Below are 19,416 nucleotides of genomic sequence, written 5' to 3'. Positions count from 1 at the left end.
AGTGTTTTTTAATTTATTTACCGCTTGAAGCAGAATCAGGCTTATGCCTGATTCTGCTCCTGGCGAGCGGATACAGGATGGAAGGGACGGCCGTTGCCGTCGAAGAATCGGCTGAACATTTCATAGAATTCCAGCCTCAATACCTGAATGCCGGCCAGAAGGGCCTCCAGCGCCATGACAAAGATATTGCCCAGAATAAGAATCAGAACATATCCGATTCCGGAGGACATCTCGGCCAGAGTAAATACCACCATCATCATGCCCGCGTGAACCAGAACAAACGCGCCGACACGAAGGAAGGACATGGTGTTGCTCATGTAGCTGAGCAGATACTCGAATACTTCGAAAAAGTTCTGTGTGATAAATTCGCCCCAGCTGGCAGGCTGCCAGTCCTTGCGGCCCTCCAGAATCTCACTCAGAATCTCCTGGAAGAACATCAGCAGCAGCGGGAAGATCATAAAGCAAAGAACATACGGCGTGGTGACAATCTGCCAGCCCATTGCGATCTGTCCGCCGAAGCCGATCACGATCGAACCGTAAAACAGCAGTCCGGCCAAGCCGTTCGGGCTGAACAGCGCGTTGCCGTATTTCTTTTTCTTGATGCTCGAGTAAATGTTGATCAGCATGGCGATCATCACAAGGGATACGCCGATGCCGACAGCCGAATAGATAATGATGTTGGTGGTAGCGGGGTGCATTACCTCTACGGGCTTGTCTTCAAGGCCGAACAGTGCGTGATAAACAGGGTTGAGCGCATGCTCAAAGCCGAATACCGAGCCGAAAATAAAGCCGAATATTGCGGATGAAATGCCGCAGGGCATCAGAATTTTGCCGAGCCGCATGCGGGATTTTTTCCACATGAACAGACCGACCAAAGAGACGCACAAACCCTGCCCCAAATCGGCGAACATGATGCCGAACATGATAATATAGGTGATTCCCACAAAGATGGTGGGGTCAACCTCGTTGTAAGAGGGAAGTCCGAACATTTCCACAAAGAACTCAAACGGACGGAACAGTCTGGGGTTCTTCAGCTTGACGGGCGGGGAATGCTCCAGCTGTGCTTCCGCGTTTTCGAAAGAATATTCTACCGACTCCAGCGGTTCCAGTGACTCCCTGAATTCTTCCTCGCCCTTCGCGGGGATCCACCCGGTGAGGACAAAGCTTTCGTGGTAACGGGCGCCGTAATGGCGGATGCCGAAATAGATGCTCTTTTCTCTCAGGTGGTTAAAGATCCGCTGGCAATTGTCTTTCTCCTGCTGCCAGTGGGCACTCAGCTTTTCGTTCATTTCGTTGACCAAAGCTGTAGCCTCATCGTGCTGCTGCTGGAGACGCTCGATCATTTCTTCCGGCGTTCCCTGGTAGCCGGTCAGGCTGATCCGCTTGAAAAACAGGCTGGAGAAAACCCGGTCTATTTCATCAATCTGCTCTGTCGGGGCAAAGTAGGCGCCCCAATAAGAGGTCGCATCGCTGGAGTTGGGGAAAAACATCATATAAGGATTGTCATTGTAAACAGAAAGCTTGTCGTAGCTCTCTTTTGGCAAAACGCCAAACCGCACCTGAACAAATTTGCAGTCCGTCACCTTTTCCAGGTTCAGGTCCATCCCTGCAAAGTGAGACAAATCCCGAAGCGAAGCATTCAGCTCCTGAATTTTCTGTTCCGCGTCGTTTTTCCGTTTCAGGCATTCTTCAATATAAGAAGTAAATTTCTCCACGTATTCCAGCAAAACACGATCTTCTTCCTCCGCCTTGCAGTCGGGTGCGCCCTCAAAGCTGAGGGGATGCTCGATCTTTTTGCAGGTATCCGAAAGCTTTTGCAAAGGAGCCGTGTAGGGGTTATCCTCCCCAATCGGAACAAAGGGCGTTGTATCGGAGTAGAATGAAAGAACGTTGTCGGGATGGAACATTTCAGATTGGCCACATCGAAGCGTCACCTCATCCAGTTCGTTCATTCGGCCGATAATACTGGCCATTTTTAGTTTTTGTACAGCCAAATAGCACCACTCCTTTCGTTAAAAATCAGAAAAAGCAAGCAGCTTTTTTATTTCTTCCGGCGGGAGATGATAGCGGATTCCCTCTACAATATTAATGATGTCCATCAGCTCGATCTGCAGATAGAAGATATAAGACAGCATAACAACCGATGCGTATACAGAAAAATGAACGCCGCGGCGGCAAACATTGTACAGCGCGCGCTCCGCCAGCTGATCGGCAAAATTGTATTCGATTTTGCTGGTCTTTTTGCCGATTCTTGTTTTTGCCAGAAGCGTGCGTACCTCCCCGGCATCCCGGGCCTGAATCATTTTTTCAATTTGGTCCTTGTTGAGAGAGCCGAACGGAAGAAGATTGCTGCGAATATAATCCGGGCCGGCCTGAAAATACGTTTTAAAGCGCAGAATACGGGCAAAGTTGTTCAGATCGAGATAAAGATCGACAATCTGCCGCAAATCCTGTTTCATGCCTTTGTACCGCAGATGCTCGATGGTTTCGTACAGCTGGCTGTACAAATAGGTGTTCAGCGCGTTTTCTGCGGCGGTAAAGTCGATGGGATTGTCGTAAGTGGGGCGGAACGACTCCAGCAGCATCTGGTAAGGCGTGTGAGCCAGAGCGGCAATAATGCTGTCGAAATTGTCTGCGCCCGAAAGCCGGACAAGGTCTATGTGCGAATGAACGGCCAGAGTGGCCGGCATGGAGAAAAAGTATTCCTTTGTCCTGTCGGCGTTCAGGTGCAGCAGAGCATTTAAAATCTGATCCACCTCGCTGCGCTGCAGCAAATAAGCGGCCAACGCGTCACTGATGGAGATTTCATAACGGCACAGGGCCGCCGAATCCGCAAGCAGCTTCTGCTTGAGCCGGTTCTCCAGCTGACCGCGGTGCACTTCTCTATCATTGATTCCCGCAAGCACCTTGTCGTAATCGGTGTTTGTGGCAAGGTACCGGGCGATTTCTGTGACGTTTTTGCAGTTGAGCATTTCCTGGTAATTCTGAGCAGTCAGTCTGCGTCCATACATCGCGCGGGCCTTTGCCGAAACTACGTTGGAAGAGAGATGGGAAAGCATGAAATCACTCTCCTATCACATTGCTGACGATCGTATCGACCCATTTTTCGCCGCTCTGCGCATACTGCTGATCCAGCTGTTCCACCAGAGCATGGTAGTGATGCTCTTTGACCTGCCATGTTTTTTCCGCCGCGGCTTGCTCAAGAGGTCTGTTTTTCTCGACTCTGGCTCTTGCTCTGGCCAGATAACGGCTCCGAATATCCTCCCGCGTTCTGGAAATTTCTTTTTCCGTGTCGATTTTCTGTTTCTGGGCGGCGTCCGTGATCTGCCTGGCTTTTTCGTCCATTTCGATGATCTGCTTCAGCATATCGTTCATAATGACCGCACCTCCTTGATAAATAAAATCTATGTTACACAAAATTCTCAGAAATCACATGCACAATTATAGCTCGCTCGTCACAAATATACAACTGATTTTTTGACAAATTTTCCGCCTGTGACACATTACCTCAAGAAAAATCAAAATGTTTTGATATTTTTTAGACACAATCAATTTTTCAGGCTCTGAAGCGGAGCCGGAATGCGTCCTCCGCGCTGAATAAAGCGCTGCGGAGAGTAACGATTGACCTCCATGACGGGGCCGCCGCCCAAAAGACCGCCGAAATTCAGTTCCTCGCCCACCTGCTTGCCGATCGCGGGGATCAGGCGCACGGCGGTGGTTTTGCTGTTGACCATGCCGATCGCCGCTTCGTCGGCGATAATGCCCGAAATCACCTCGGCTGGGGTGTCGCCGGGAATGGCGATCATGTCGAGACCGACGGAGCAGACTGCGGTCATGGCCTCAAGCTTGTTGAGCGTCAGAGAGCCGCGGCGCGCGGCTTCGATCATGCCGGCGTCCTCGGTAACGGGGATGAACGCGCCGGACAGGCCGCCGACGTGGGAGGAAGCCATAATGCCGCCCTTTTTCACGGCGTCGTTCAGCAGGGCCAGCGCGGCGGTCGTGCCGTGGGCGCCGCAGGCCTCAAGGCCCATTTCCTCCAGAATGTAGGCGACGGAATCGCCGACGGCGGGGGTGGGGGCCAAAGAAAGATCGACGATGCCGAAGGGGACAAACAACCGGCGGGAGGCCTCCTGCGCGACCAGCTGTCCCATACGGGTGATCTTGAATGCGGTCTTTTTGATCAGGTCGGCGATCCCGGTAATATCGCAGTCTTCCGCCTTTGCCAGCGCGGCTCGGACCACACCGGGGCCGGATACACCCACGTTGATCACGCAGTCCGGCTCGCCGGGGCCGTGGAAGGCGCCCGCCATAAAGGGGTTATCTTCCGGTGCATTGCAGAAAACCACCAGCTTAGCCGCTCCAATACAGTCGCGGTCGGCTGTTTTCTCCGCGCATTCGCGGATGACGCGTCCCATTTTGCCGACAGCATCCATGTTGATTCCCGCCTTGGTGGTGCCCACGTTGACGGAGGAGCAAACAAAACTGGTGGTGCTGAGAACCTCGGGGATGCTTTCAATCAATGCGTAATCTCCCGGGCCAAAGCCTTTGTGTACCAGTGCGGAATAACCGCCGATAAAATTGACGCCCACCTCTTTCGCAGCACGGTCCAAAGCCTGAGCAAAATGTGCCGGACTTTTTGAGGGACACGCCGCTGCAATCATCGAGATGGGTGTAACGGATATGCGTTTGTTGATAATCGGGATGCCGTAATCTTTGCTGATATCTTCGCCGGTCCTGACCAGGTTGCTGGCATAGCGGCAAATTTTATCGTACACCTTGTCGCAGGCAGTTTTTTGGTCGGAATCCACGCAGTCCAGCAGAGAAATACCCATGGTAATGGTGCGTACATCCAGATTTTCGTTATCAATCATATTGATTGTTTCGAGAATATCGTGGGAATTAATCATGAAAGCGGTCCTTTCTATATATAATAGTGCTTTTCAGGTAGGGCTTTCTGCAATCAGAGAACCCGGCCCGCGCTTAAATACGATGCATAGAGTTAAAGATATCCTCGTGCATGGTGTGGATCGTCAGATTCATGCTGGTTCCCAGTTCGGTCAGGCGATCAGCCAGATCACTGAAGGGAATGGTGCTTTTCGAAATATCCACCATCATAATCATGGCGAACATGTCCTGCAGAACAGACTGGGTCACTTCGATCACATTGACTTGGTTTTCGGCACAGATGGTAGAGACGCGGGCAAGAATACCCACCATATCTTTGCCAAGTACGGTAATTACAGCGCGCATGCGGCAGCCTCCTAAAATAAAGAAATTCCAATAAAAACTGGGTATTGATGCATTTTATTATGAAGTAGAAACATTGGTATGTCAAGTCGTTTTCGGCATCAAGCGCGTTAAGAAAAAAACTATTAAGACTAAATTTCGACTTTGAAAAAATTTAGAGGAAAAACTGTCTTTTTTGATTGATTTATGCTAAGATAATAAAAATCGCCAAGAAGTATCCCTGTTGTCCGCAAGGAAAAAGGGAAGCACAGGTATCTTTCTCCCGCTGCAGGCGGGAAAGATACCAAATCCTTTGCCTGTTTTGATAGAAGATAAGCATCAGATGCGGGCAATCAGAGACTGGAGGCAGCAGAGTTTTGAAATACAGATATTTTTCCGATTGTCATCTGCACAGCGATTGCTCCCGCGACGCGGAAGACCCGGCCATGATGATGTGCGAGGCTGCACAGCGCCAGGGCCTGTATGCCGTTGCCCTGACGGATCACTGCGAGTGCAATGAATATTATAAGGAAGAATACGACCGTTCCGTGCGCCAGTCTTACTTCGAGGCCAAAAAGGCCGCCGCGGTTTTTCAGGGCCGTCTGCGGGTGTACGCGGGCGTTGAGCTCGGCCAGCCCCTGCAGGATGTAAAGGCGGCACAGGATGTTCTGACTACCTGCGGTTTTGACTTCGTTCTGGCCTCTCTCCATAATTTGGCCGGGATGGAGGATTTTTATTTCCTCGACTACGATCACCAGGATGTCAACGAGCTTCTCACACGTTATTTTGATGAAATCCTCGAGATGGTGCGCTGGGACGGTTTTGATTCTCTGGCACATCTTACTTACCCCTACCGATACATTACGGGCGATAAGGGCATTCCGGCCCAGCTTTACCCGGATCACGGCGAGGTCATCGACGAAATCCTCAGTCTGCTGGTTCAGAACCACAAGGCGCTGGAGCTTAACACCTCCGGCCTGCGGCAGAAGCTGGGGCAGACCCTGCCGCCGCCAGACGTGATCCGGCGCTTCCGCCAGATGGGCGGAAAGTATGTGACCATCGGCTCCGACGCGCACCGCTGGGGGGACATCGGCGCCGGGGTGGAAACCGGACTGTCTCTGCTTTTGCAGGCCGGGTTTGACCGGTTCACCATCTACGTTGGGCGCGAGCCCGTATTGCTGCCAATCGAATAAACAGCGCAGGGTCAATCCCGCGAACTGTTCAGAAAATTTAAGGAGGAACTATAATGGAAAAATTGTTAGCTCTTTTAAGTGAAAATGCCAGACTGACCCCTGCGCAGCTCGCAGCAATGCTCGACACAACGCAGGAAAAGGTCAATGAAGCAATCGAACAGTATGAAAAGCAGGGTGTGATCAAAGGCTACCGCGCGCTGATTGACTGGGAGAAGGTCGACCAGAATAAAGTCACGGCTCTGATTGAGCTGAAGGTCGTGCCGAAGCCGGACCGCGGCTTTGATGAGGTTGCAGACCGCGTGATGAGCTTTGATGAGGTAGAGAGCGTCTACCTGATGTCCGGCGGGTATGATCTTGCGGTGATTGTTCACGGAAAATCGATGCAGGAAGTGGCGCTGTTCGTCATGAATCGCCTGGCTGCGCTGGATTCTGTTGTCTCTACGGCCACCCACTTTATTTTGACCCGGTATAAAGACGGAGGGGTTGTTCTTCACTCTGGAGAAGACAAAGACCAAAGAACGGGGTGTGTATGGTGATCGATTATCAATCTGTGATGAATCAACAGCTGCAGTCGCTCAAGCCTTCGGGAATCCGAAAGTTTTTCGATATTGCAAGTGAAATGGACGACGTGATTTCCCTTTCTATCGGCGAGCCTGACTTTTCCACCCCCTGGCATGTGCGCCAGGCCGGGATTCAGACGCTGGAAAAGGGGAAGACCTGGTACAGCCCGAACCGCGGCTTTATGGAGCTGCGTCAGGAGATCTGCAAGTGGGTTGCCCGCAAATACCAGGTGGAATACGACCCCGCAACGGACGTCGTGGTCACCGTCGGCGGCTCCGAAGCGATCGACGCGAGCCTGCGCTCGCTTGTGAACCCCGGCGACGAGGTTCTTATCCCCGAGCCGAGCTTTGTCTGTTATGTGCCGCTGGCGCAGATGGCCGGCGGTGTTCCGGTGATTCTTGAAACGAAGGCGGAAAATGATTTCCGCTTAACCGCCGAGGAGCTGCGCGCCAAGATCACCCCGAAGACAAAAGTCTTGGTTCTGCCTTTCCCGAATAACCCCACCGGCGCCGTCATGCGCCGCGAGCATCTGGAAGAAATCGCGGCGGTTGTCAAAGAACATAACCTGATGGTGATTTCCGATGAAATTTACAGCGAGCTGACCTATGGCGATACGCCCCACGTCAGTTTTGCCGCTATCGACGGCATGAAAGAGCGCACGATCCTGATCAACGGCTTCTCTAAGGCGTATGCCATGACCGGCTGGCGCCTCGGCTTTGCCATGGGGCCGACGGCGATCATCGCCCAGATGACAAAGCTGCACCAGTACGGCATTATGAGCGCGCCCACCATGTCGCAGTATGCGGCGATTGAAGCGCTCAAAAATGGCGACGACGATATTGAGGAGATGCGTTCCCAATACGATATGCGCCGCCGATTGATTGTAGATGGCCTCAATTCGCTTGGCCTGACCTGCTTTGAGCCCGAGGGAGCGTTTTATGTGTTCCCCTGCATCAAGAGCAGCGGCCTCAGTTCAGAGGAGTTCTGCGAGCGCCTGATTTACGCGGAGAAGGTTGCGATTGTACCCGGCAACGCGTTTGGCGACTGCGGCGAGGGCTTTGCCCGGGTTGCTTATTCCAACTCGATTCCGAATATCACCGAGGCCCTCAAACGGATCGAGCGCTTTTTGGGTACGCTCAAATAATTCTGCTTGTGCGGAATCATCCAACGGTTTTGCGCGCGGCTCCCGCCTTACGGGTGCGGCGGGCAAAGCCGTCTTTTTGCGGGGAAGAATGGGGGAATACTTCATGCAGACGGGGCGGCCGATTTGTGTTTATGCAACGGCAAAGCTGAATCTGACACTCGATATACTGGGACGCCGTGCGGACGGCTATCATCTGCTGGATATGGTGATGCAGACCGTTTCCGTTTATGATACTTTGCTGCTCACGCCGACTCAAACTCCGGGAGTTGATCTGCTCTGCGACCGGGCGGGGATTCCCTGCGGGGAGGAAAATACGGTACAAAGGGCCGCGCACCTGTTTTATCAGGCGGCGCATCTGCCAAACGGCGGAATTCAAATCCGGATGTTAAAACGGATTCCCGATCAGGCGGGGATGGGCGGGGGCAGCGCCGACGCCGCCGCCGTGCTGCGCGCGATGAATCGGATCTACGATGCCGGCTTTACAATGGATGAGCTGTGCGCGCTGGGCCTGAAAATTGGGGCAGATGTTCCGTTCTGCCTTCGGGGCGGCACCATGCGGGCCGAGGGGATCGGCGAGGTTTTAACTCCTCTTTCCTCGATGCCGCAGTGCTTTTTTGTTGTGTGCAAGCCCTCTGTCAGCGTCAGTACCGCCGCGGCGTTTGCGCAGGCGGATCGCGACGGCGCGTCCTATCCGCGCTATACCCCGGTGATGATAAAAGCACTGGAGACTGGCGAACTGCCCCTGATCGCGGGCAGCCTCGGCAATTCGTTTTTGCTGGCGCTGCCGGAGCCGCAGATCGAAGAGCTTCGGCAGGCCCTGCTGCGTATGGGAGCGCTTGGCGCCTGCATGACCGGGAGCGGCTCGGCGGTGTTCGGCGTTTTTTCAGAGCGTGTGCCGGCAGAGCAGTGCCGGGAAGAGCTGCGAAAAAAATATCGTCATGTTTTTGTCTGCGAGCCGGTCGGCGCTGAATAAAAATCTATGTCAGGTATCTTTCCCCTAAAAGGTGGGGAAAGATACTGTTTTTTATTTTTTTCTTGGTTCGTGCGTATAAATCGAAAAAAAGAGGACAATCCTTTGGTTAACATAAAGAAGGAGATGACCTTTTTGAATACCACTCAGAATTCTCTGAAATTAAAGAACATAGAAAAAGCGCTGATCATCGCGTTTGTACTTACTGTTGCCTGCTCCTTTACTTCATTTTTTTCCTTTGCACGGCAATGTGAAGATATCCCGAACCATGTTCTGCGCCTGCATGTGCTGGCCAATTCCGATACATCCGAGGATCAGGAGCTGAAGCTCTATGTACGCAACCGCATTTTGACCGAATCCGCCGGGATGCTCGACGGCATTACCGACCGCAAGGAAGCGGAACAGGTAGTGCGGCAGAATATGCCCCGGCTCAAAGCCGCGGCCGCTGAGGAAATCGCACAGCGCGGGTATCAGTACCCGGTGGATGTCGAACTGGAAAACATCTATTTTACTACGCGGCATTATCAGCAGGTTACGCTGCCGGCCGGCACCTACGATGCGCTGCGCGTGACGATCGGTCAGGCGCAGGGGAAAAACTGGTGGTGCGTGATGTTCCCGCCCATGTGCCTGCCCGCCGCTGAAGAAAAAGAAGAGCTCGACGATGTGCTGAACCCTCAGCAGATGGAGATCGTCACCGGGCAATACGAAATCCGTTTTAAATCACTCGAGCTGTACGAACAGTTCAAAAACTGGGCAGCCGGAAAATAAAGGACAGACCTTTCGGTAACCCGGTGAATCGCATCGATCCGAAAGCTCGATTTACCGGATTCCTTCAAAAAAAGCATTCCCTTTGCAGTTAGCTGCAAGGGAATGCTTTTTGTCGTTCTATTTCAGATGACACACTTGTTAAAGAGTAAGGAATCTATCTGAATTTTTATGATTTGTGCGTAATCGTATCTTCCGACCCTTTGACACAGCAAAAGCACCCCATGGAGCCGACTGCGGTTACCGTTACCTCGGCATATCGTTGTTTCAGCCTGTTTTCAAGGCTGGCTGCGGTTTCAAACGGCGGGGTGAAGAAGCCCTTCGGCACGTACAGCTTCTCAATAAACCAGTCGGTTCGGCTTTGCTCGCCCTGAATGTAAAAGCAGCCGCAGAAAATTCCGCCGGGCTTTAACACCCGGAAGGTTTCGCGGTAGGCTGCTTCCTTTGAGGGGAATGCGTGAAAGCCGTTCAGAGAAAGCACAAGATCAAAGGTATTGTCGCTGAACGGGAGGTTTCCGACATCGCCCTGCATAAAATGAACGTTGGAAAGCCCGGCCGCGGCCGCCCGGCGCTGCGCGGTTTCCATCATAGCGGTGGAATAATCCAGGCAGGTGATGTCCGCTTTGGGCAGCGTCCGGTACACCGGCATGGTCAGAACGCCGGTTCCCACCGGAACCTCCAGCATTCTGCCGGAAAAATCCTCCGGTATGCCCGAAAGAGCCAGATCCAGATAATGATCATTCCGGGGCTTGTTCATCTTCCATACCAGCCCGCAGATCAGCTTGCCGGGCAGGGTAGAGCAGGTGATCATCCCGTCATACAGGGTCGCCTCTTTGCCCAAAGATTGATAAGCCGTTTTGATTTCTTCATGTCTCATATTGCTTCTCCTTTCCCAATGCGGCTGCCGAATCAATCGGGCCGCGCGGAAGTTCGTTTGCCGATTTTTACTCAGAGCAGATACAGCGGGAGCGAATCGCCCTCTTTTAGTTAGCGGAATCTAACTAAAAGAACTGCTGCATCGAAATAGGTTCCCGGGTATCTGTTGTTTGGTAAATCGTGGAAGTACCATTTGTACCTTACTGCGTTCCAAAGATTTTGTCAACAGTGAATGGAATGTTTCAAAGAAAGCTTCGGGGTTCTTTCGGTGTGAGCGGTTTACGATCTTTCACACGCTTTTTTTCAAGGCTCTTTTATGCTATAATCAATATTTAAATGAAAAGTGCTCCTTTAGCAGGCTTGCACTTTACGAAATGGGGGATTGGGTTGCTTCATCTGCTGTTCGGGCGCTCCGGGAGCGGAAAAACACATTTTGTCCGGAAGGAGCTGCACCGGCTGGCCGAGCAGGGAGAACAAAAGCTGATGCTTCTGGTGCCGGAGCAATTTTCTTTTGAAAGCGAGCGCGCCATGCTGCGCCTTTTGGGGCCGCGCCGTGCCGCGGAGGTAGAGGTAGTCAGCTTCACCCGCTTGGCGGACGCAGCGTTCCGTCGTTTTGGCGGGTGCTGCGGCAAACGGCTCGACGACGGCGGGCGCAGCATTCTGATGAGCCTTGCGCTGGAGCAGACGGCGGATCACCTGCCGCTGTACCAGAAACATACCCAGACTCCCGAGCTGGTCAGCATGATGCTGACTGCTTCGGCGGAGCTGAAAATGTGCGCTGTCGCTCCGCAGGAGCTGTCCCGTGCGGCGGAACAGTTGGAAGACGGCACCCTGCGGGAAAAGATGAAAGAGCTTTCGCTGATTCTGTCGGCGTATGAGGCGTTGGTGGCGCAGAGCTACCTGGACCCGCAGGATGATCTGACCCGGTTAAAAGAGGTACTGCGTGCTCACCGCTTTTTTGAGGGCTACACCGTGTTCGTGGATTCCTTCAAGAGCTTTACCGCACAGGAGCTGGGCATTCTGGAGCTCGCGCTCTGTCAGGCCAAAGAGGTAACGGTCGCCCTGTGTGCTGACGGGCCCCGACAGGCGGATGCGGAAATGAGCCTGTTTACCCCGGTGTACCAAACGGCGCGCAGCCTGATGCGCCTTGCGCGGCAGAATTCCGTTGCGGTGGCGGCTCCTGTTACGCTGGAGCCGGGCGTTCGCTTTCACGGCGCGGGGATTCGCGCGGTGGAGGAAGGCGCATACCGCGGCCGCCGTATCCCTCTGCGGGGGGACACAGGCGATGTGGCACTGTATGCCGCCCGCAGTACTTACGATGAAGCGGCCTATGTCGCGATGACCATCCGCCGCATGGTGATGGCGGAAGGGTACCGTTACCGTGATTTCACTATTCTGGCCCGCTCGCCTGAGGCATACCGCAGCAATCTGGATGCCGCGCTCGAGCGGTGGGACATCCCTTATTTTATGGATGACCCCCGTGCGATCGATACCGAACCGCTGATGCGCCTTGTGCTGTGTGCGTTGCAGGCGGCGCGTTCGGGGTACCGCTCCGACGATGTGTTTGCGTGCCTGAAAACAGGGCTTTGCGGGTACACGGCGGAAGAGATTTCATTAATCGAAAACTATGTCTTTTTGTGGAAGCTTTCCGGCAGGGAGTGGCTCGAGCCTTGGTCGCGGCACCCCCGCGGCTTTGCCGGCGAGCTGACGGAGCAGGATGCGCAGCAGCTTTCGCAGATCAACGAGCTGCGGGAGCGCATCATTGCGCCGCTGCGTCAATTTGCCGATTCCGTGCGCATGGCGGACGGAGAAACGTCGGCCCGCGCGGTGTACCGTTTTCTGCTGGCGCTCGATGTGCCGGAGCATGTCAAACAGATGTGCCGCAGGATGAAAGAAATGGGAGAACCAGAGCTGGCAGACCGGCAGTTCCGGCTGTGGGAGCTTCTGATGCAGATCCTCGACCAGATGGCGCTGGTGCTGAAAGGACGAGTCCTCACAGCGCAGCGCTTTGGCGAGCTTTTGCGCCTTGTGATTGCCTCCGGCACGATCGGGAGCATCCCGCAGGGGCTTGACGAGGTCACGGTGGGGGCGGCGGATCGTTCCCGCCCGGCAGACCCCAAGGTCGTGTTCCTTTTGGGCGCGGTGCAGGGGGAATTCCCGCGCAACCCGTCGCCGGACGGCGTGTTCAGCGACGAGGAGCGCCGCGCTCTGATTCAGATGGGCCTGCCGCTGAACGGCACGATGGAGGATTCCTCCATGGAGGAGCGTCTGATGGCTTACACCGTCATGGCCGCCCCGACCGAGCGGTTGTTCGTCACCTACCCGGCGGCGGATATGGACGGCGCGGCGAAAGCGCCGTCGTCCATCGTGAGTGAAATCCGCTCCATATTGCCGGATGTACCGGTTCAAAGCCGCTACCTGCTGCCGGAGGAATCATTCGCCAACAGCGAGCAGCCCGCCTTTGAAATGACGGCGCGGCTCTGGGGACAGTCGTCCGTGCTGTCCTCCACATTAAAAGAGCTGTTTTCCCGCCGGGAGGGCTATGCGGAGCGAATGGCCGCTCTGCGCCGGGTGCATGAGCGCGCGCCGGCTGCCTTTGAAAATCCCGTGCGTGCGCGGATGTTGTTTGAACAGATGCGCCACATTTCCGCCACGCAGATTGAATCATACCATCTGTGCCGGTTCCAGTATTTCTGCCGCTACGGTCTCGGCGCAAAGGAGCGCCGCCCGGCGGAGCTGAACGCGCTGGAATATGGTAGTTTGATCCATTACCTGCTTGAGCATCTTCTGCGGGAGCAGGGAGCCCACGCCCTTTCGGCACTCGGGGCGGAAGAGCTGAAACAGCTTATTTTATCCTGTATCGAGCGCTATGTAGAAGAACAGCTCGGCGGCGCGGAGGATAAAAGCCCCCGCTTCCGCTTTCTTGTGGCCCGCATTGCAGATTCCGCACAGGTGGTGATTTCACACATCGCGAAGGAGCTGGCCCAGAGCAAATTCCAGCCCGCGGCGTTTGAGCTGGAGCTGAAAGAGGGCGGGGAGTTCCCGCCGCTCAAAATCACTTTGCCGAACGGCGAAACCGCAACCGTCGAGGGGAAAATCGACCGTGTGGACATTATGGAGCTCGACGGGGTGAAATATGTCCGCATCATCGACTATAAAACAGGGAAAAAGGAGTTCCGCCTGTCGGACGTGCTGTATGGGGTCAACCTGCAAATGCTGATCTACCTTGCGGCACTGATTCAGAACGGGCGCTTTTGCCCTGCGGGGATTTTGTACATGCCCGCCGTGCGCCCTGTGATTTCCGCAGCGAAAGGGCAGTCGATCGAAGCCCTTGAAGCGGCTGTCGAAAAGAAGCTGCGCATGAATGGTCTTCTGCTCGACGATTCCCGTGTGATTCAGGGGATGGAGGAGCAGGCAGAGGGCAAATATATCCCCGTTGCGCTCAAAGACGGCAAGCCCGCAAAAACCGAATCGATTGTAAATGCTCCGCAGCTTGATGGAGTGATGGAATATATCAAAGACCTTACGGGGCAGATGGTGCAGACCCTGCACGGGGGCGACGTTGCCGCTCTTCCGCTGACGGGTGAGCACAACGCCTGCCAGTACTGCCCGTATTTTGCCGTGTGCGGCCATGAGGATGCCGACGGCGGGCGGGACTGCCTGCGGCTGGATAAGACGGAAACGCTCCGGCAGATTTTAAAAGAAGAAACGGGGAAGGAGGGGGACGAAAATGGCTGAACGAAGCTGGACGTCCGCGCAGGCGGACGCGATTCACGCCAGAGGCGGCACGCTTCTGGTATCGGCTGCGGCCGGTTCCGGCAAAACAGCCGTGCTGGTGCAGCGGGTGATCGAGCGCATTACGGACGAGCAAAATCCCAGTGACGCCGACCGCCTTCTGGTCGTTACCTTCACCAAGGCTGCTGCGGCGGAAATGCGCGAGCGGATTGCCCAGCAGCTCTCCCGCATGCTGGCGGAGGACCCCTCGAACACGGCGCTGCAGCGGCAGCAGATTCTGCTGGGCGGCGCGCACATCAGCACGGTACACAGCTTTTGCAGTGAGCTGGTGCGCGAGAATTTCTACAAGCTCAATATCTCCCACGATTTTCGCATTGCCGACGAGGGGGAAATGTCTATCCTGCGCGGTGAAGCGATCACGCAGGTGCTGGAAGACTGCTACGCCGCAGCGAATCCCGATTTTTACGAGCTGGTCGAAGCGTTCAGTTCCGACCGCGACGACAGCCGCTTGATCCGCGCGGTGAATCAGTTATACGATTTCATCCGTTCCCATCCATTCCCGGAGCGCTGGCTGCGCGAAAAGGCAGAAATGTATTCCGGCGCTGTTCCGGTACAGGATACCCCCTGGGGGGCGTGTCTGCTCTTTTTTGCACAGGAGGCCTGCGATTACTGCCTTTCGCTGGTGCGGGATTCGCTGGAATCGATGCAGGCTGACGAAAAGCTTTCGGCAGCATATACCGAAGCGTACCAGTCCGATCTTTCGGGCCTTTCCGCTTTGTACCGCGCGGCGCAGCAGCGGGAATGGGACAATGTGGGCGAGCTCGCCGCGAATTTCGCGTTTGCCCGCTTAAAACCGGTGCGCGGCTACGCGGAGGACCCTTTGAAGCTGCGCCTTTCGGCCTGCCGCGACGAAGTGAAATCCACTGTGAAAAAGCTTGCGGCGCTGTTCTCCGCTACTTTGCAGGACTGTGCCGACGATCTGCGCGCGCTGTCCCCCGTTGTGGAACAGCTGTTTGCCGTTGTGACGGCATTTTCGCGTTCGCTTGACCAGATGAAAGCCGAGCGCCGCCTTGCGGATTTTGGTGATCTGGAGCACTGGGCGCTGCGCCTTCTCGTGCGCGAGACGGAAAACGGCTACGAGCGAACCGAAGAAGCGCTGGAGCTTTCCCGCCGCTTCGATGAAATCATGGTGGATGAATATCAGGATACAAATGAGGCGCAGGATCTATTGTTCCGCGCGATCTCGCAAAAGGAAGAAAATCTGTTTATGGTCGGCGACGTGAAACAGAGCATTTACAGCTTCCGCCAGGCGATGCCCCGCATCTTTCTGCAGAGGCGCGCCGATTTTGCCGAATACGGCCGCAAGCAAAACCGTTACCCGGCCTGTATTGTGCTCGACCAGAATTTCCGTTCCCGCTCTACCGTGACCGACGCGGTGAATTTTGTGTTTGGGCAGCTGATGTCCTCACAGGCCGGGGATGTGGAATACAGCGGCAAAGAGCTTCTCGTGGCCGGTGCGTCGTACCCGCTGCAGGAGGGCTGCGAAACCCGGCTCGATATTCTCGACCTGTCGATGGGCGAAGGCTCTGACGATGCGATGGAGCTGCTGGAAAGCCGTCATATTGCCGAAACCATTTTACAGCTGATGGCACAGGGCTTTCAGGTGACGGAAAACGGGGTGCAGCGGAAAGCGGTGTTCCGCGACTTCTGCATTTTACTGCGCAGCGCGAACCAGTATGCCGCCCGTTACGCGCGCGAGCTGCAATTGTGCGGGGTGCCCGCCTGGGCGGATTCCTCCAGCGGATTTTTTGAAGCGCCGGAGATTTCCGCGATTCTATCCCTTTTGCGTGTGGTTGATAACCCGGTGCAGGATATCCCTTTGCTTTCGGTGCTGATGAGCCCGATCTATGGCTTTACGCCGGATGAGCTGAGCGCGGTGCGCCTGCGCCTGCCAAAAGCTGCGCTGTATCTGGCGCTGAGCGAGTGCGCCAAATCGGGGGAAGCCCGCGCCGCCGGGGTCATCGAAGAGCTCGATGGTTTCCGTTCCCTCGCGGCCACGCTTCCGTCCGACCGTCTGCTGAACGCCATCTATCAGAAGACAGGGTATCTCACGCTGGTGCAGGCCATGACGAACGGCGAGCAGCGCCTTTCTAACCTTCAATTGCTCATGGAGTACGCGAAAAAGTACGAGGCGTCAGGCTATAACGGCCTTTCGGGCTTTATCCGCTTCATCGACCGGTTGCAGGAGCAGAACGGCGATTTGCCCGGAGCCTCCACGATTTCAGAAGCCTCGAACGTGGTGCGCATCATGAGCATCCATAAATCGAAGGGGCTCGAATTCCCCGTCTGTATTCTGGCCGGGTGCTCGCGCCGTTTCAATAAGGAGCGCGGCGACGCTTTGCTGCACCCGGAGCTGGGCCTTGGCATCAAGCGCAAGGAGCAGGGCGGGCTGGCCCGCGTAACCACCCTGCCGCGGGAGGCGATCGCGCTCGAGCAGGAGCGGCAGTCGATGTCCGAGGAGCTGCGCGTGCTGTATGTCGCCATGACCCGCGCCCGGGAGAAGCTGATTCTGCTGACCACGGTGCGTGACCTGAACGGAACGCTGGCGTCCCTCGCGCCGCAGCTTACGGCACAGGAGCGGATTTCGCCTTATGTAGTGCGTTCGGCATCGAGCATTTCAGACTGGATTCTTTCCTGCGCTCTACGTCACCCGAGCGGCGGGGCCCTGCGCGACCGCGCCCTGTGCAGCGGCGAGCTGATTGCGGATTGTCCCGGCCAGCCGTGGGAAATCCGTGTTCTGCCCGCGCCGGATTTGGAGGAAGGACCGGAGCAGGAGGAATCCGTTTTGGCGGTTCCACCACCGGATCCGGAGCTGCTTGCCCGCATCACCCGGGAAATCGACTTTGTGTACCCCGACGCGGTGCTGTTCGGGGTACCGGCCAAGGTGTCCGCTTCTGAGCTTGCGGCAGAGAGTGCGGGGGAGGATTACGAAATCCTGTCGCGCCCCGCATTTTTGGGGAAAGCGGGACTTACCCCGGCGGAGCGTGGTACGGCACTGCACCATTACATGCAGTTTGCCGATTATTCCGCGGCAGCCGAAAGCCCGCAGCAGGAGCTGGAGCGCCTGAAATCCGGCGGCTTTTTGTCGGAGGAGGAAGCGAACGCGGTGGATTTGCGCCACGTGTCTACGTTCTTTCAAAGCCCGGTCGCAAAGAGGATGCTCGCATCCGAGCAAAGCTACCGCGAGCTTCGCTTTACGGTGGAAATTCCCGCCTCTCTGCTGAAAGCGGATGTTCCCGCAGAGCAGCAGGTGATTTTGCAGGGCGCGGTGGACTGTGCGTTTGTCGAGCCGGACGGCGCCGTGATCATCGATTACAAAACAGACCGCGCCGCTTCCCCGGAAGAACTGTGGAATCGCTACCGCGTTCAGCTGGCGCTGTACAGGCTCGCTGTGGAGCGTGTGCTGGAGCTGCCGGTAAAGGAGTGCATGCTGTACTCGTTCTCTTTGGATCGGATAGTAACGGGCGAACTGAACGCGCCGGGGGAAACCGGCCTTGCGCTCTGAACTAAATTTTTCTTGACAAAAGAAAATACGGTTGCTATAATATTGTCTGTAAACAAAGCAGGGCAAAATTTTGTCCTCACCTATGGGGTTTCGTCCGTCATGGGTCAATACATCGGTGCTTTTCCTTTTGGGAAAGCGTGTGATTTGGTATTGATGCGCGGATGGAGAATTCTGTCCGCGCTTTTTGTTAGCCTGAAACGTATTTTGGAGGTGCTTACCAATTAGCAACAAGGAACTGCAGATCAACGAAGAGATTCGGGATAAAGAAGTGCGTGTCGTAGATAAGGACGGCGCTCAGCTGGGTGTTATGCCGATCGCGCAGGCCATGGCAAAGGCGGCGGAAAGCAATATGGATCTGGTGAAAATTGCCCCGCAGGCTAAGCCTCCGGTGTGCAAGATCATCGATTACGGCAAATTCCGCTTTGAGCAGGCCAAGCGTGACAAAGAAGCGAGAAAAAATCAGCATGTCGTAGATATTAAAGAGATTCGCCTTTCTCTGAATATCGATACCCATGACTTTAATACGAAAGTGGGCCATGCAACCCGCTTTTTACAGGATGGGGACAAGGTAAAGGTGTCGATCCGCTTCCGTGGCCGTGAAATGGGCCACCCGGAACAGGGGCATCAGATCATGCAGAAATTTGCGCAGGCGTGTTCCGAAATCGCGAACGTAGAGAAACCGTCTAAGCTCGAGGGGCGCAATATGCTGATGTTCCTTGCTCCAAAACCCACGAAGTAATTATTTTAAGGAGGGGCAACTGTTATGCCTAAAATCAAGACGCATTCCGGCGCAAAAAAGCGCTTCAAAATTTCCAAGAACGGAAAAGTGATCCGCGGTCACGCGTTCAAATCTCATATTTTGAACAAGAAGTCCACAAAGCGTAAGAGAGTTCTGCGCCAGACCACTGTGACCGACGTTACCAATGTGGCGAAGGTTAAGAAAATGCTGCCCTATAAATAAGGAAGCAACCCTAAGAAAAGAATCTTATTTTGACCATATATTTGGAGGTAACAGATCATGGCTCGTGTGAAAGGTGCGTTGGCAACACGCAAAAGAAGAAAAAAGGTATTAAAGCTTGCAAAAGGCTACTGGGGTGCGAAGAGCAAGCATTTTAAAATGGCCAAACAGGCCGTTATGAAGTCCGGCAATTACGCCTACATCGGCCGTAAGCATAGAAAGAGAGATTTCCGCCGCCTGTGGATCACCCGTATTTCCGCCGCCTGCAAAATGAACGGCGTGAATTACTCCTCTTTTATGAACGGCCTCAAAAAAGCGAACATTACCCTCAACCGCAAGATGCTGTCCGAAATCGCTGTTTCTGATGAAACGGCCTTCCAGGCTCTGGTAGAGAAGGCGAAAGCGGCCTTATAATAAGCTGTG

The 19,416-nt window shown here is 54.8% G+C and carries 16 protein-coding genes; 10 read left to right on the top strand and 6 right to left on the bottom strand.

Annotated features, from left to right (window positions below):
* Positions 1-41: 41 nt before the first annotated feature.
* From TY09_RS03785 to TY09_RS03765, 5 genes are all read right to left on the bottom strand, one after another.
* Complete coding sequence (locus TY09_RS03785; protein WP_042431352.1) at positions 42-1,994, bottom strand: V-type ATP synthase subunit I; 1,953 nt, start codon at positions 1,992-1,994, stop codon at positions 42-44.
* Between the two features lie 18 nt (positions 1,995-2,012).
* Entirely contained in the window at positions 2,013-3,059 is a 1,047-nt protein-coding gene (locus TY09_RS03780; RefSeq protein WP_009063619.1) for a V0D/AC39 family V-type ATPase subunit, read from the bottom strand.
* A 4-nt stretch (positions 3,060-3,063) separates the two neighbouring features.
* Positions 3,064-3,375 carry a hypothetical protein gene (locus TY09_RS03775; protein WP_009063877.1) on the bottom strand — a complete coding sequence of 104 codons (312 nt, stop codon included), beginning with the start codon at positions 3,373-3,375 and terminating at the stop codon, positions 3,064-3,066.
* 173 nt (positions 3,376-3,548) lie between these two features.
* Positions 3,549-4,907 carry a PFL family protein gene (locus TY09_RS03770; RefSeq protein WP_042431350.1) on the bottom strand — a complete coding sequence of 453 codons (1,359 nt, stop codon included), beginning with the start codon at positions 4,905-4,907 and terminating at the stop codon, positions 3,549-3,551.
* Positions 4,908-4,980: 73 nt separating this feature from the next.
* Positions 4,981-5,250 (bottom strand): ACT domain-containing protein, encoded by a 270-nt coding sequence (locus TY09_RS03765; RefSeq protein ID WP_042431348.1) that lies wholly within the window; start codon positions 5,248-5,250, stop codon positions 4,981-4,983.
* A gap of 353 nt (positions 5,251-5,603) precedes the next feature.
* Between TY09_RS03765 and TY09_RS03760 the strand changes: the two genes are divergently transcribed.
* From TY09_RS03760 to spoIIR, 5 genes are all read left to right on the top strand, one after another.
* Complete coding sequence (locus TY09_RS03760) at positions 5,604-6,419, top strand: histidinol-phosphatase HisJ family protein (protein ID WP_009063495.1); 816 nt, start codon at positions 5,604-5,606, stop codon at positions 6,417-6,419.
* Between the two features lie 53 nt (positions 6,420-6,472).
* Positions 6,473-6,955 carry an Lrp/AsnC family transcriptional regulator gene (locus tag TY09_RS03755; protein WP_009063729.1) on the top strand — a complete coding sequence of 161 codons (483 nt, stop codon included), beginning with the start codon at positions 6,473-6,475 and terminating at the stop codon, positions 6,953-6,955.
* Entirely contained in the window at positions 6,949-8,124 is a 1,176-nt protein-coding gene (locus TY09_RS03750; protein ID WP_009063808.1) for an aminotransferase class I/II-fold pyridoxal phosphate-dependent enzyme, read from the top strand. The genes TY09_RS03755 and TY09_RS03750 overlap by 7 nt, the downstream gene beginning before the upstream one ends.
* Positions 8,125-8,227: 103 nt before the next feature.
* Positions 8,228-9,097, top strand: coding sequence for a 4-(cytidine 5'-diphospho)-2-C-methyl-D-erythritol kinase (gene ispE / locus TY09_RS03745; RefSeq protein ID WP_042431346.1), 870 nt, complete (start codon positions 8,228-8,230; stop codon positions 9,095-9,097).
* Positions 9,098-9,220: 123 nt separating this feature from the next.
* Positions 9,221-9,862 carry a stage II sporulation protein R gene (spoIIR, locus tag TY09_RS03740; protein WP_242841429.1) on the top strand — a complete coding sequence of 214 codons (642 nt, stop codon included), beginning with the start codon at positions 9,221-9,223 and terminating at the stop codon, positions 9,860-9,862.
* Positions 9,863-10,028: 166 nt separating this feature from the next.
* Here spoIIR and TY09_RS03735 read toward each other — a convergent pair whose 3' ends face one another.
* Positions 10,029-10,736, bottom strand: coding sequence for a class I SAM-dependent methyltransferase (locus tag TY09_RS03735; protein ID WP_042431344.1), 708 nt, complete (start codon positions 10,734-10,736; stop codon positions 10,029-10,031).
* 386 nt (positions 10,737-11,122) lie between these two features.
* Here TY09_RS03735 and TY09_RS03730 point away from each other — a divergent pair, with 386 nt between their 5' ends.
* From TY09_RS03730 to rplT, 5 genes are all read left to right on the top strand, one after another.
* Positions 11,123-14,473 carry a PD-(D/E)XK nuclease family protein gene (locus TY09_RS03730; RefSeq protein ID WP_042431342.1) on the top strand — a complete coding sequence of 1,117 codons (3,351 nt, stop codon included), beginning with the start codon at positions 11,123-11,125 and terminating at the stop codon, positions 14,471-14,473.
* Positions 14,466-18,035 carry a helicase-exonuclease AddAB subunit AddA gene (addA, locus tag TY09_RS03725; RefSeq protein ID WP_042431340.1) on the top strand — a complete coding sequence of 1,190 codons (3,570 nt, stop codon included), beginning with the start codon at positions 14,466-14,468 and terminating at the stop codon, positions 18,033-18,035. The genes TY09_RS03730 and addA overlap by 8 nt, the downstream gene beginning before the upstream one ends.
* A gap of 268 nt (positions 18,036-18,303) precedes the next feature.
* A complete protein-coding gene (gene infC / locus TY09_RS03720; RefSeq protein WP_020073183.1) occupies positions 18,304-18,774 on the top strand; it encodes a translation initiation factor IF-3 in 471 nt (156 codons plus the stop codon).
* A gap of 24 nt (positions 18,775-18,798) precedes the next feature.
* Positions 18,799-18,996 (top strand): 50S ribosomal protein L35, encoded by a 198-nt coding sequence (gene rpmI, locus TY09_RS03715; RefSeq protein WP_009063558.1) that lies wholly within the window; start codon positions 18,799-18,801, stop codon positions 18,994-18,996.
* Between the two features lie 57 nt (positions 18,997-19,053).
* Positions 19,054-19,407 (top strand): 50S ribosomal protein L20, encoded by a 354-nt coding sequence (rplT, locus tag TY09_RS03710; protein WP_042431337.1) that lies wholly within the window; start codon positions 19,054-19,056, stop codon positions 19,405-19,407.
* The last annotated feature ends 9 nt before the right edge of the window (positions 19,408-19,416 follow it).

Origin of the sequence: Faecalispora jeddahensis (genome assembly GCF_000577335.1) — a bacterium.
GTDB lineage: Bacteria > Bacillota > Clostridia > Oscillospirales > Acutalibacteraceae > Faecalispora > Faecalispora jeddahensis.
The sequence above is the reverse complement of the archived record's forward strand: the minus strand, read 5'-3'. Positions and strand labels throughout refer to the sequence as shown.